This window comes from uncultured Roseicyclus sp. (genome assembly GCF_937892565.1).
Lineage (GTDB): Bacteria > Pseudomonadota > Alphaproteobacteria > Rhodobacterales > Rhodobacteraceae > Roseicyclus.
In genome coordinates, this window is the sequence record NZ_CALAHQ010000091.1 from 31,809 (window position 1) to 44,693 (window position 12,885).

Annotated in this window: 11 protein-coding genes; 2 read left to right on the forward strand and 9 right to left on the reverse strand. The window is 64.5% G+C overall.

Going from position 1 to position 12,885, the window contains the following annotated elements:
• Positions 1-158: 158 nt before the first annotated feature.
• On the reverse strand, positions 159-1,538 hold the full coding sequence (locus tag Q0094_RS12565) for a class II 3-deoxy-7-phosphoheptulonate synthase (protein WP_297620091.1): 1,380 nt from the start codon (positions 1,536-1,538) through the stop codon (positions 159-161).
• Positions 1,539-1,710: 172 nt separating this feature from the next.
• On the opposite strand from Q0094_RS12565, the gene Q0094_RS12570 reads away from it, so the two are divergent.
• Entirely contained in the window at positions 1,711-2,685 is a 975-nt protein-coding gene (locus Q0094_RS12570; RefSeq protein ID WP_297620094.1) for a GlxA family transcriptional regulator, read from the forward strand.
• Between the two features lie 10 nt (positions 2,686-2,695).
• Here Q0094_RS12570 and Q0094_RS12575 read toward each other — a convergent pair whose 3' ends face one another.
• Complete coding sequence (locus Q0094_RS12575; RefSeq protein ID WP_297620097.1) at positions 2,696-2,980, reverse strand: hypothetical protein; 285 nt, start codon at positions 2,978-2,980, stop codon at positions 2,696-2,698.
• Positions 2,977-5,778 (reverse strand): glutamine-synthetase adenylyltransferase, encoded by a 2,802-nt coding sequence (locus tag Q0094_RS12580; RefSeq protein WP_297620100.1) that lies wholly within the window; start codon positions 5,776-5,778, stop codon positions 2,977-2,979. The genes Q0094_RS12575 and Q0094_RS12580 overlap by 4 nt, the downstream gene beginning before the upstream one ends.
• A gap of 99 nt (positions 5,779-5,877) precedes the next feature.
• On the opposite strand from Q0094_RS12580, the gene Q0094_RS12585 reads away from it, so the two are divergent.
• Positions 5,878-6,348, forward strand: coding sequence for a YbaK/EbsC family protein (locus Q0094_RS12585; protein ID WP_297620103.1), 471 nt, complete (start codon positions 5,878-5,880; stop codon positions 6,346-6,348).
• On the opposite strand, the gene lpxB is transcribed toward Q0094_RS12585, so the two are convergent.
• The 6 genes from lpxB to bamA all read right to left on the reverse strand — a co-directional run bounded on the left by lpxB (position 6,345) and on the right by bamA (position 12,670).
• Positions 6,345-7,520 carry a lipid-A-disaccharide synthase gene (gene lpxB, locus Q0094_RS12590; RefSeq protein ID WP_297620232.1) on the reverse strand — a complete coding sequence of 392 codons (1,176 nt, stop codon included), beginning with the start codon at positions 7,518-7,520 and terminating at the stop codon, positions 6,345-6,347. The two genes, Q0094_RS12585 and lpxB, sit on opposite strands and share 4 nt — an antisense overlap.
• A gap of 2 nt (positions 7,521-7,522) precedes the next feature.
• Positions 7,523-8,299: a UDP-2,3-diacylglucosamine diphosphatase LpxI gene (gene lpxI / locus Q0094_RS12595; protein WP_297620106.1), complete on the reverse strand. Its 777-nt coding sequence runs from the start codon at positions 8,297-8,299 to the stop codon at positions 7,523-7,525.
• A gap of 7 nt (positions 8,300-8,306) precedes the next feature.
• Positions 8,307-9,110: an acyl-ACP--UDP-N-acetylglucosamine O-acyltransferase gene (gene lpxA / locus Q0094_RS12600; RefSeq protein ID WP_297620109.1), complete on the reverse strand. Its 804-nt coding sequence runs from the start codon at positions 9,108-9,110 to the stop codon at positions 8,307-8,309.
• A complete protein-coding gene (gene fabZ / locus Q0094_RS12605) occupies positions 9,110-9,589 on the reverse strand; it encodes a 3-hydroxyacyl-ACP dehydratase FabZ (RefSeq protein ID WP_297620111.1) in 480 nt (159 codons plus the stop codon). The genes lpxA and fabZ overlap by 1 nt, the downstream gene beginning before the upstream one ends.
• A gap of 85 nt (positions 9,590-9,674) precedes the next feature.
• A complete protein-coding gene (locus Q0094_RS12610; protein WP_297620114.1) occupies positions 9,675-10,307 on the reverse strand; it encodes an OmpH family outer membrane protein in 633 nt (210 codons plus the stop codon).
• Between the two features lie 11 nt (positions 10,308-10,318).
• Positions 10,319-12,670 carry an outer membrane protein assembly factor BamA gene (bamA, locus tag Q0094_RS12615; RefSeq protein WP_297620116.1) on the reverse strand — a complete coding sequence of 784 codons (2,352 nt, stop codon included), beginning with the start codon at positions 12,668-12,670 and terminating at the stop codon, positions 10,319-10,321.
• Between the last annotated feature and the right edge of the window lie 215 nt (positions 12,671-12,885).

Here is a 12,885-nt window from a genome sequence, read left to right on the forward strand (position 1 = left end):
GTCCCGCTTGCGTTCTGGTCAACCAAGGCCCGATCCCCCCGCCCCTAGATGGATTGCCCCGCCGGGCTGGATATGCGGCCCCGGTCCAAGGCAAGCATGGCGGCCAAGCCGCAGGAAAAACGGCTTGGCGTCAGGCACCCACACCAAGGCGCGCCGCCTCAGACGGCCGCGCGGAGCGCCTGACGGCTGCTGTGCAATTCCTCGGCCACCAGAAAGGCCAGTTCCAGCGATTGCGAGGCATTGAGCCGCGGATCACAGGCGGTGTGATAGCGCGAGGACAGATCTTCGTCGCTGACCGCGCGGATGCCGCCGGTGCATTCGGTCACATCCCTGCCCGTCATCTCGATATGAACGCCCCCCGGAACCGTGCCTTCGGTGCGGTGGATGGCAAAGAATTCCTGCACCTCGCGCAAGATGGCATCAAAGGGCCGCGTCTTGTATCCGGTCGAGGATTTGATGACATTTCCATGCATCGGATCGCACGACCACAACACATTGGCGCCCTCGGCGCGCACCGTGCGGATGAGACGTGGCAAATGATCGCCCACCTTGCCCGCCCCAAAGCGCGCAATCAGCGTCAGACGGCCCGGTTCATTTTCGGGGTTCAAACGCGCCATCAGCACCTTGAGGTCCTCCTCGGTGGTGCTGGGTCCGCATTTCAGGCCGATGGGGTTTTGCACGCCCCGGCAAAATTCGACATGCGCGCCATCGGGCTGGCGGGTGCGGTCCCCGATCCAGATCATGTGGCCGGACCCTGCCAGCCATTTGCCCGTGGTGCTGTCGACGCGGCAGAGCGCCTCTTCGTATTCGAGCAACAGCGCTTCGTGGCTGGTATAGAAATCAACCGTGCTGAGTTCGTGATTGGTCTCACCGGTCAGGCCCGCGGCGGCCATGAAATCGAGGCTGTCCTGAATCCGGTTGGCCATGTCGCGGTATCTGTCGGCGTCCTCGTGATCGGTGAAGCCAAGCGTCCAGCTGTGCACGCGGTGGATATCGGCAAAGCCCCCCGTCGAAAACGCACGCAACAAGTTGAGCGAGGCCGCGGCCTGAGTATAGGCCTGCAGCATCCGCGACGGGTCGGGGATACGCGCCTGCGGCGTGGGGGCGATATCGTTGATGATGTCGCCCTTGTAGCTGTCCATCTCGATGCCGCCCACAATCTCGGTCGGCGCCGAACGCGGCTTGGCGAACTGGCCCGCGACACGGCCCACCTTGATCACCGGAACCTTGGCGCCATAGGTCAGCACCATCGCCATCTGCAGCATCACCTTGAAGGTGTCGCGGATGTTGTCGGCCGAGAATTCCGCGAAGCTTTCGGCGCAATCGCCCCCCTGCAGCAAGAACGCATCGCCCCGCGCCGCGGCGGCCAGCTGCTTTTTCAGGTGCCGCGCCTCGCCTGCGAAAACCAGCGGCGGGTATTTCGACAACTGCGCTTCGGCCGCACCAAGTGCCACCGGATCGGGATAGCTGGGCATCTGCACGCGCGGCTTTGCGCGCCAGTCGGTTTTCGTCCAGGCCGCTGCGGTCGCTCGGGTCATGGCACTGTGTCTCCAGTCAAGATCTCATGGGCGCTGCTTATAGGCCGGGCAAGCGGGCCTTCCAATGCCTTAAATCACCGCAAGCGGGGATTGCACATGGTCAAAAAAGCTGCTTTCGCTCGCGCCACGCGCGCCATGTTGCTGCCGCGTTGCGACACATCGAGACCCACACATGCCAGACCACGCAGCCACGCGGCAATACGTTTTCATATTGCTCGACCAATTCACCATGCTGTGTTTTTCCAGCGCGGTCGAAGCGCTCAGGATTGCAAACCGCATGTCGGGTCGCCCGCTTTATACCTGGACGCTGGCGGGCGAAGGCGGCGATGTGGCCTGGTGTTCGGCCGGCATCGGCTTCAAGCTAGATGCCGACCTGCCCGAGATCGGGCGCGATGACATCGTGCTGGTGTGCGGCGGCATCGATGTGGCCTCTGCCACCACCAAAAAGGTGATCAGCTGGTTGCGCCGCGAAGCGCGCAAGGGCGCGGTGATCGGCGGGCTTTGCACGGCCGGCTACACGCTGGCCAAGGCGGGGTTGCTCGACGGCAAGCGCGCCACCATCCATTGGGAAAACCAGGACAGCTTCATCGAGGAATTCGACGATGTGACGCTGACGAAATCGGTCTTTGTGATCGATGGCAACCGCATCACCACCGCGGGCGGCACCGCGTCGATCGATCTGATGCTCAAGATCATCGCCGATGATCATGGTGAGGATCTGGCCAATCTGGTGGCCGATCAGTTGATCTATACATCGATCCGCACCGACCAGGACACCCAGCGGCTGTCGATCCCCACCCGCATCGGCGTGCGCCACCCCAAGCTGGGGCAGGTCATCCGCATAATGGAACAAAACATCGAAGAACCGATCAGCCCGGCCACCCTTGCCAAGGATGTGGGCATGTCCACCCGGCAGCTCGAGCGGTTGTTTCGCCGCTATCTCAACCGCAGCCCCAAGCGCTATTACATGGAACTGCGCTTGGGCAAGGCGCGCAACCTGTTGATGCAGACCGACATGAGCGTGATCAATGTGGCGCTCGCCTGCGGTTTCGCCTCACCGTCGCATTTTTCGAAATGCTACCGCGCGCATTATTCGACCACGCCCTATCGCGAGCGCGGCACGCATGGCAACAAGCCGCGCGATTAGCGACCGGCACTCAGACCTCGGCCACCCGCGCCGCGCGACCACCCCGGCGTGTGGGGCGCGGGGCATCGGCAAGCCCTTCGCGCAGCACGCCCAACATCGGGTGATCGGCGGGCTGGCCGGCATGGCGCACAAGCAGGGCCTCGATCGCAGGGCGCGGCGCGCTGGCATCAAGGCTCAGGGCCCAGTCGACAAAGATCGATCGGCATTCCGCCTCGGTGATGCCATCGATGCGAAAGGATTCGCGCATCAACCCCTTGGGGTCCAGCGGATCGGCGGGCGGCTTGGCGGGGCTCATGGTGCCTCCTGACGGGGGATGGGGCCGAAAACGGCGTCGATGGTCCAGGCGGTATAGGCCCGTGTCTGATCCAGTTGCAACGCAAGCGCGTCAGCCGAAGGCGCATCCGCGACACGCACCAGAAAATCCCGCCCCCCCGCGCCAATGGCCGCAGGATCAAGGCCCTCGTCGGTCAAAAGCCGGGATGCGGCCAAGACACGGGCAAACAGCCCATGCGCCGCAATCAGCGCATGGGTCTGGTCGACATCCAGCCACCCCAGCCCCGGCGCATGGGCCAGCTGGTCGGCCGTGGCGCGATCCGCCACACCGGCGGCAAGGGCCACCGCCTGACCCAAAAGCTCGATATCCTGCAAGGCGCCCGGCCCGTCCTTGACCGCCCATGTGCTGCCCGCCCGGCCCGCTGCGGCCAGCCTGCCCCGCATGTCGGCCGCATCCGTCCGCACCTTGGACGCATCCGCCTTGGTGGCGATCACGGCGCGGCGGATCGCTTCGACGCGCGCGCATAGGGCCTCATCCCCCGCCATGGGCCGCGCCCGCGTCAGCGCCATATGTTCCCACGTCCATGCCTCGTCGCGTTGATAGGCCTCGAAGGCGGTGATCGAGGTTGCCACCGGCCCTTGCCGCCCCGAAGGCCGCAAGCGCATGTCGACAGCATAGAGCGTGCCCGCCGCCGTCGGCGCCGACAGCGCGGTGATCAGCGCCTTGGTCGCCTTGGCATACCAGCCACGCGGATCAAGCGGCCGCAATCCAAGGCTCAGCTCGGCATCTGCGGGGTCATAGATCACGATCAGATCCAGATCCGAACCCGCACTCATCCGACCCGACCCAAGGCTGCCCATTCCCAACACCACCCCGCCCAGACCCGGCGCCGAGCCATGGCGGCGGGCAATCTCGGCGCAGACCACCGGCCAGAGTGCGCTGAGCACCGTTTGCGCCAGATCGGTATACTGGCCCATCGCCTCCTCTTCGGTGATCAACCCGCGCAGCTGATGCACGCCGATGCGAAAATGCCATTCCTTCTGCCAGCGCCGCGCCTGATCGAGTTGCTGCTCATAGGACCGGCCCATCAGCGCGCGCGACACGTCTTGCATCAACGCCTCGGCGCTGGGCCAGGCTGCAAAGAACCGCCCATCGAGAACCGCATCGAGCACGCCCGAATGCCGCGACAGATACCGCGACAACCCCGGCGCGGTGGCGCAAATGTCGACGATCAGATCAACCAGAGACGGATTGGCCTCGAACAGCGAAAACAATTGAACGCCAGCGGGCAAGCCCTTGAGGAAGCTGTCGAAATTCAACAAGGCTTCATCGGGGCGGGCAGCCCTTTGAAAGCGGCGCAGCAGATCGGGCTTGAGGCGCTCGAAAATCGCATGCCCACGCTCGGATCGCAGCGCGGGATAATTGGGCCAGCGCGCGACGATCTCGGCCTGTTCGGGGGGGATGTCGATGGCACGCGCAGCGCCACCCCGGCCCGGTTGGAACAGATCGCCACAGATCTCCTCAACCCGGCGCAACCGGCCGGTCAGCGCGGCGCGAAAAGCGGCCGTGTCATCGGTGCCGCAAAGCCGCGCCAGTCGGTCAAACCCGTCGGCGGATTTCGGAAGATCATGGGTCTGGGCATCGTCGATCATTTGCACGCGATGCTCGATTTCACGGTGATGGGCGTAGTGATCGGACAATTCGGCGGCCACGGCGTCTTCGATCCATCCCGCATGCGCCAGTGCAGACAATGCCTCGACCGTGCGCCGCGACCGCAGCGAGGGATCGCGCCCACCGGCCACAAGTTGCCGGGTCTGGGCAAAGAACTCGATCTCGCGGATGCCACCCACGCCCAGTTTCATATTGTGACCCTCAAGTTTAAGGTCACCATGCAGCCCTTTGTGGTCACGTATCTTTTGGCGCATATCAACGGTATCTTGCACCATCGAGAAATCCAGATGCCGCCGCCAGACAAAGGGGCTGAGCGTGTCCAGAAACCGCTCCCCCGCCGCGATATCGCCCGCGGCCGGCCGCGCCTTGATATAGGCCGAGCGTTCCCAACTGCGGCCTTCGGCTTCGTAATAGCGTTCGGCCGCCGTCAGCGAGATGCACACAGGCGTTGCCCCCGCATCGGGCCTGAGCCGCAGATCGGTGCGAAACACATAGCCTTCGGCGGTGGTGTCCGACAAGGTGGCGGCCATGCGGCGGGTCGCGCGGATGAAACCTGCGCGCGCGTCCATCGCACAGGCCGCGTCGAAGCGCTCATCATCAAAAAAACAGATCAGGTCGATGTCGGAGGAATAGTTCAATTCCCCCGCCCCCATCTTGCCCATGGCCAGCACCACCATGCCCGCGCCGGAATCATGGGCGTCTTGCTCGGTCATGCCGGGGATCTTGCCGCGCCGCGCCTCAAGCGCGACATGGGTAACGAGCGATGCCTGCAGACAGGCATCCGCAAAATCCGTCAGGGCGCCCGTGACCTTGTGCAGCGGCCAGACCCCGCCCAGATCGGCCAACGCCACGATCAGCGCCGCGCGCCGCTTGAGCCGCCTCAGGCCGCTGTCCAGATCGGCGGGCGAAAGCGTTGCGGCTTCGTCTATCAGGGCGGCGATGGTGGTTTCGGGGGCGATGTTCAGAGCCTCGGACAGCCACGCCGCCTCGCGCCGGATCAGACCACCAAGAAAGGGCGACGATCCGGCCGTGCCTTCGATCAGCGGCCGAAATTCCGGGGCAACTGCGTGCAACGCGGCCCAGCCTTCGGCGGCACGGTCGCGGTGATGGGGCAGCGGATGACAGGTCAGTCGGGATGCAAAGCTCATGGTCCGAGTTAGGCCCGCGGGCCGCTTGTGGTCAATGTCTTGTGAGCGCGCGCGCGCCCTGCTATCACGGGGCGGGGGCGCGGCACACCGGGGGCCAGAATGTCGAAAAGCGTGAAACGGGTCACCGACGCCTTGCTGGCGGCGGGTGTCGGGGCAGAGGTTGTGGAAATGGCCGAGGGCACACGCACCGCCGAAGACGCCGCATGCGCGGTGGGCTGTGGGGTGGATCAGATCGCCAAATCGATCATCTTTCGCGCCGAGACCAGCAAGCGTGTGGTGTTGTTCATCACCGCGGGCGGCAATCGGGTTGACCCCGCCAAGGCCAGTGCGCTGGCGGGCGAGGTCTTGGGCAAAGCGGATGCCGATCTGATCCGCGCCCAGACGGGCTTTGCCATCGGGGGCGTGGCGCCGCTGGGCCATCCTGGCCCGATCCGGGCATGGTTCGACCCGAGGCTGTTGGATTTCGATCTGGTCTATGCGGCGGCGGGCAGCCCGCGCCATATCTTTGGCATAAGGCCCGACCTGTTGGTGCGCTTGTCAGGGGCCATGCCCGCCGATTTCACCGCTTAATCGGGCGCGATATGGCCAAGCACCGATCGCGCCGCGCGCAGCCACGGCGCCTCGCCACCGCGGCCCAGGCGCCGCATGGCCAGCGCCATGGCGTCAAGCTGATCAAGACGGGCCCGTTCATCATCCATCAGCCGCGACAGCGCCGCGGCAATCGGCGCGGGCCGGCAGTTTTCGCCCAGGAATTCCGGAATGGTGCGGCTGTCGGTCACCAGATTGACCAGTGTAACGGTATCCACCCGCAGCAGCGCCCCGATCAGCTTTCGGCTGAGCCAGCTCATCGTATAGGCGATCACCATCGGCGTATCGGTCGCCGCCAGTTCCAAGCTGACCGTGCCCGAGGCCGCCAGCGCCACATTGGCGGCGCCAAAGGCTGCACGCTTTTGTGCGGCAAATTCCTCGGGCGGGACCCCGCGCGGATCCAGCACCACGGCGCGCCCCGGCCAATCGGCCACGCGGGCCGCGACCTGCGCGGCCACGGCGGGGGCGGCGGGCAAGATGATGCGCGCATCTGGATGGTGTGACATGACCTGATGCAGGGCTGCACCAAAGACGGGCATCAAGCGCTCGATCTCGGCGCGGCGCGATCCGGGCAAAGCCAGGATCAAGGGCCCGCCATCGGGCGCATGGGTGGCGCGAAACGCCGCAACCTCGGCCTCGGTGGCCTGTGGTTCGGTGACGACGGGATGGCCGACGAAATCGCAACTCATGCCTGCCGCTTCCATATAGGGCGGCTCAAACGGCAACAGCGCCAGCACATGATCGATCGATTTCGCCATTTTCAGGGCGCGCCCCGGCCGCCACGCCCAGACGGTGGGCGCGACGTAATGAATGGTGCGCAGACCCGGCGCGCGCGCCTTGACGCGTGCGGCCACGCGCAGGGAAAATTCGGGAATGTCGATGGTGATCAGCGCATCGGGCGCCATTGCCAGCACCGCCTCGGCGGTGTCGGCGACACGGCGCGACAGACGCCGGTAATTGGCAAGGATCTCGGTCAATCCCATGACCGAAAGCTCTTGCATGGGAAACAGGGTGGTCAGGCCTTCGGCCTGCATCATCGGCCCGCCGATACCGTGGAATTCGACGGGGCCAAGGGTCAAGGCCTTGATCCCCGCCATCAGCGCCGCCCCCAGACGGTCGCCCGAAGGCTCACCCGCGACAAGGAACAGGCGCAACGTCATGGCACGGCCCAAAGATTGATGGCATGGGTCCGGCACGCCGCGACCACCGCGACCGGGTCAAGCATCAGCACATGACCCGCCTGAAGCTCGATCCCCGACAGGCCCGCCTTGGCGCAGAGCGCCACGGTATCGGGGCCGATGGCGGGCATGTCGACGCGCAGATCCTGACCGGGCTTGGCACGCTTGACCAGAACGCCCCCCGATCCGGGCGCGCTGTCGGCCACAAAGCGCAAGACCGCATCGGTGCCTTGCAGCGTTTCGATGCCGATGATCTGGCCGCCTGCCGCCACCGCCGCTTGCCCGACATCGAGCGGGCCAAGGGCTGCCAGAACGGCGCGCGCGCGCGCGCTGTCGGCGCCGTCACCGCATTGCCCGGCCAGAACGCCCGCGCGGGCCACCAGATCGGGGCGCAGATCCTGCGCGCCTCGGATGACAAAACCCTGGTCTTCAAAGATCCCCACAACCAGTCGCAGCAACGCATCATCGCCCTGCCCCATGGCATGGGCCAGCCGCGGCAACAGCGCTTGTGTGACCGCATCCACGCCCTCGCGCGCAAAATGCACGCGGCGCATCGCACCAGCAAGGCAAAGCTCCGAGACGCCGCGCGCCTTGAGACCGTGGAACAGCGCGCCCAAATGTTCGAAACGCGCCACAAGATCGGCGCCTTCGGTGCCGCCCTGTGCGCCTTCGAACCGCACGATCAGCGCCGGCCCAGCGGCCGCCAGAAGCCCCGGCAAGGCCCCTGCCCCCGCGATGATTGCCCGGCCGCCCATCTTGTGATCAGCCCGGTGTCAGAAAAGAACGGTCGCTGTCGCCCAGCACGAATTCCACGATATCGCGCACATAGGTCGATTGACCGGCCACATCATCAAGCAAGCGGCGGGCGCGATCCTGAAAGGCGCCTTCGCCTTGGGCCAGCGCCTGAAACGCCGCGCGCAGGGCCATGATATCCTCGCGCGCGACGCCGCGCCGCTTGAGCCCGACAAGGTTCAGCCCGTCCAGCACCCCGCGCGGGCCCTGCACAAGCCCGTAGGGCATCACGTCATTGGTGACCATGGTCACCGCACCGATGATCGCGCCCTTGCCGATGCGCACGAATTGATGCACCCCCGACAGCCCGCCGATGATCACATCGTCGGCAATCATGCAATGCCCCGCCACAGCGGCGTTGTTGGCCATGATCACGCGGTTGCCGACATGGGCATCATGGGCCACATGCGCACCCGCCATGAACAAGCCGTCATCGCCCACCTGCGTCAGCCCGCCGCCGCCTTCGGTGCCGGTGTTCATCGTCACGCCTTCGCGGATGCGGTTGCGCGCACCAACCATCAGGCGGCTTTTTTCGCCCGCATATTTCAGATCCTGTGGCACATCGCCGATATTGGCGAAGGGGAATATCACCGTGCCTTCGCCGATGTCGGTCCAGCCGGTGACGACGGCATGAGATTTCAGCGTCACGCCGGCCGCCAGCGTGACCTCGGGGCCAACCAGTGAAAACGGGCCCACCACACAGCCGGGACCGATCCTGGCGCCGGGTTCCACAACGGCCGAAGGGTGGATCAGGGCGCTTGGATCGATCCCCATCACTTCGCCCCCTTGCTGGCACCAAGGTCCATCATGGCGGTGAATTCCGCCTCGGCGGCCAGTTCACCCTCGACCATGGCCTGGCCCCCGAATTTCCACACCTTGCCGCCCGGCTTGCCGCGCAGCGTCGTCAGATGCATTTCCAGCACATCGCCCGGCACCACCTTGCGGCGGAACTTGCAGCCGTCGATCCCCATGAAATAGACCAGCAGGTTCTTGTCGGCCAGATCGCCCGACACCCCGATCATCACCGCCGCCGTCTGGGCCATCGCTTCGATGATGGTCACACCCGGCATGATCGGTGTGCCCGGGAAATGTCCCTGAAAATGGGGCTCGTTGAAGGTGACATTCTTGATGCCCACAGCCGATTGAAACGGAACAATGCTGCGCACACGGTCCACCAACAGAAAGGGGTAGCGGTGCGGGATGATCCGTTGGATCAGGTCGATGTCGGCTGTTGTGGGCGTATCGGCCGTCATATGTCCTCGGGGCTTGGAAAACAGGCTGTTGCCACTGGTAGCAACTTGGCGCCAGCGCGGCAAGCCGCGCGCTCAGGGCACTGGCTCAAGGCGCGGGGCTTGGGGATGCGGCGTCCAGATCGATCAGGGGCTCTGGCCCGCCTTGGCCAAGGGCTGCATCGATCCGCGCGATCGCTTCATCGGTGATATCGACGTTGTCAGCCGACAAGAGCACCGCCCGGCTGTCCATCAGGACCGCAGCCCCCCGCAGCCGGAGAAGGTCGATCAAGATCGGAAAGGCGGTTTCGAAAAACGCGACCTGTGCGCCTTCGGCCTGTTCCTGAAGCGCACGGGTTTTCGCCTCTTGCGCGGCACGGATGCCTTCGACGCGGGTGTTGAACTCTTGCGCCAGCGGCCGAAACGCCTCGGGGCTCAACTGGCCACGCCGTTCGGTGAGGCGCAATTCCTCCTCGGTCAGTTCCGCTTCGATCCGGCGGTTCTCGGCGGCAAGGGCCGAGCCCGCCACATCGACCTCACGCTGGATGCGCTGACCATAAAGCGACGCCGACAAGAGGCGTTCCTGGTTGAGCAGCAAGATCGGATAGGCAGGCAGTGCCGCCCCGCTTGCAGAGCCATCTGGCGCGGTCACGCCTTGCGCCCAAAGCGGGCCACCCGTCGGCGCCAGCCCCAGTGCCAGCACCAGGGCCAGCATCCGCGCCAGACGATGCAACGCCTGCATCGGGGCGCGCCTCAGAACCGCGTCTCGACGGTCAGGTCGAATTCGCGCGTGCGGTCATAGCTTTCAAAGGTCAAAGGCTGCGAGAAATTGAACCGCAACGGCCCGATCGCTGTATTCCAGAATATCGATACGCCAATGGAAGAACGCAACCGCAAGCTGTCATCGACCGGACCGCCCGCGCCCAGCGTGTTGTCAAGCCCCCAGACCGAGCCAATGTCATAAAACACCCCGCCCGAAATGCCGTATTCATCCGGCAGACCCAGCGGGAACGACGCCTCGAAGCGGGCCACCGAAAACAGGTTGCCCCCAAGCGCGTCCTCATTGGTCGCAGCAGTATCGCGCGGACCAAGGCCAAAGGCATCAAATCCGCGCATCTGGCGGCTGGACAAAAAGAAGCGATCCGACAGGCGGCTGTTGCCGTTGAGCGTTTCGATTGCGCCAGCCTCGAAGCTGGCGCGCAAAGTCACCTCTTCGCGCAGCACCTGACGCTCGGCAATTCCAAGCAACGTCGCGCGCAGGTATTCCGCATCGCCGCCAAGGCCGGCATAATCCAACCCGAACTGAAGCCGCACCCCACGGGTGGGATCAAGCCCGACATTGCGCGTCTCATAGGAATACTGAAGCCCCACATAGGATGCGATGCGATCGCCTTGCTCGGCGACCAGGATGGGCGACGAGCTGGCAACATCAAGGCCCGACACCTCGTTCTGCTCCAGACCATAGGTCACATTCATCCGCGAGAATTCGCCGATGGGAAAGCCAAGCCCCGCCCGCAAGCCCACATCGAGCGTGTCAAAGTTGCGGTTCTGGGTCGAGGTTTCGGTGTAGAACGCGCCCAGATTCAACGCCAGATCGCGCGCCCTGAAGCGCGGTTCGGTAAAGTTGAAATTGAAATCCTGACTGCCATCGGTGGTGTTGAAGGCAAAGCTCAACGCTTGCCCGCGACCCAGGAAATTGGATTCCGAGAAATTCACCGCAAGCCCGGCACCGGTGTCGGTCGAAAAGCTGACAGAAAAGCCAAGCGAGCCGGTCGGCTGTTCTTCCACATCGACATCAACGATGACCTGATCGGCGGCGGTGCCCGGACGTGCCTCGACCGAGGCATCGGCGAAAAAGCCCGTGGCGCGGATACGCTCTGCGGCCTGACGAATGGCGCGCGGATCAAAGGGATCGCCTTCAACGCTGGTAAAGTAGCGGCGGATCACGCTGTCAAGCGTGGTGACATTGCCTTCGATATCGATCCGCTCGACAAAGATACGTTCCCCGCGGCTGATCACAAAAGCCACCGCCAGCGTGCGGTCTTCGTCATTGCGCGTGATGCGCGGTTCAACGCGCACAAAGCGCAGGCCCTGTTGCGTGGCCAACGCTTCCAGACGGCTGATGGTGGCATCGATCAGGCGCGGGCTATAGGTCTGGCCGGGCCGGATGCGCATCGCATCTTGGTATTGCGCGGCATCGACTTCGGCAATTTCCGAGACGGTGGTGATCTCGCCCAGGCTGAAGCTTTGCCCTTCACGGATGTTGAACGTGACGAAATAGGCATCGCGCCCGCGGGCCAATTCCGGGGTCACGCTCAAGACCTCGAAATCCACATAGCCGCGATCTTGATAGAAATCGGCCAGAAGCTGACGGTCAAGCGCGATACGCTCGGCGACAAAGGTGTCGCGGCGGATGATCTGGCGCAGCAGGCCGGCTTGCGTGCTTTCCAGCACCCGGCGCAAGCGGCGGTCGGTAAATTCCCGGTTTCCGACAAAGGAAATGCGCTCGGTTTCCACGACGCGCCCCTCGGCCACTTCAAAGACCAGATCGACACGATTGTCCGGCAAGCGGATGATGGCAGGCGTGACCGTCGCAGACAGCCGACCCGACAGGCGATAGGCCTCGGCGATGGCATTGGCATCTTGTTCGGCAAGGCTGGGCGAATAGGTGCGGCGCGGTGTGGATGCGATGGCGCCAAGCAGCGCCTCATCATCCAGACGTTCATTGCCTTCGACCGAAATGCGGTTGATCGTGGGGAATTCCTGAACCGAGATGACCAGCCGTGTGTCTTGCACCACAATCTCGACCGTTTCAAACAGGCCGCTGTCTTGCAAACGCTGCAGCGCCGCGTTGATCTGTGCGGCCGTCAGTGCCGCGCCGGGCGCAATCTGGGCCACGGTGAGAACCGCAGAATCGGTGATGCGGTCATTGCCGACAACATCGACACCCGTAACATCGACGCTCTGGGCGCTTGCAGGCCATGCTGAAAACACGACGCCCAACAGCAGCGCAAGCGCGAAGAGGTTGGAAACAATCCCGAAACAGGGGGCGGCCTTGGACAGAGCGCCTGACCGAGACAGGCAGAGACCGACATGCCAGTTCATCGTTTCCAACCCCGTTCTTCATGACCCATACCCCTTGCCTAGCGGAGGGTCCCCGGGTTGTCAAAACCATCTCAAGGGCTTGGACGACATCGGGCGGATTTGCCCGGACGGACATGCCCGCGCAGGCGCCAAGCGGTGCAAGATCACCCCTTGGCCGGGCGCGGCGGGGCGGTGCCAGATGGGCCGCACCACCCCAAGACCTGCATGACGAAACC

Bases quoted from the DNA above. Each gene is read 5' to 3' on its own strand.
- Q0094_RS12580 (WP_297620100.1), bottom strand. From the start codon at position 5,778: ATGAGCTTTGCATCCCGACTGACCTGTCATCCGCTGCCCCATCACCGC.
- Q0094_RS12565 (WP_297620091.1), bottom strand. From the start codon at position 1,538: ATGACCCGAGCGACCGCAGCGGCCTGGACGAAAACCGACTGGCGCGCA.
- lpxI (WP_297620106.1), bottom strand. From the start codon at position 8,299: ATGGGCGGCCGGGCAATCATCGCGGGGGCAGGGGCCTTGCCGGGGCTT.
- Q0094_RS12570 (WP_297620094.1), top strand. From the start codon at position 1,711: ATGCCAGACCACGCAGCCACGCGGCAATACGTTTTCATATTGCTCGAC.
- Q0094_RS12585 (WP_297620103.1), top strand. From the start codon at position 5,878: ATGTCGAAAAGCGTGAAACGGGTCACCGACGCCTTGCTGGCGGCGGGT.
- lpxA (WP_297620109.1), bottom strand. From the start codon at position 9,110: ATGGGGATCGATCCAAGCGCCCTGATCCACCCTTCGGCCGTTGTGGAA.
- fabZ (WP_297620111.1), bottom strand. From the start codon at position 9,589: ATGACGGCCGATACGCCCACAACAGCCGACATCGACCTGATCCAACGG.
- Q0094_RS12575 (WP_297620097.1), bottom strand. From the start codon at position 2,980: ATGAGCCCCGCCAAGCCGCCCGCCGATCCGCTGGACCCCAAGGGGTTG.
- bamA (WP_297620116.1), bottom strand. From the start codon at position 12,670: ATGAACTGGCATGTCGGTCTCTGCCTGTCTCGGTCAGGCGCTCTGTCC.
- Q0094_RS12610 (WP_297620114.1), bottom strand. From the start codon at position 10,307: ATGCAGGCGTTGCATCGTCTGGCGCGGATGCTGGCCCTGGTGCTGGCA.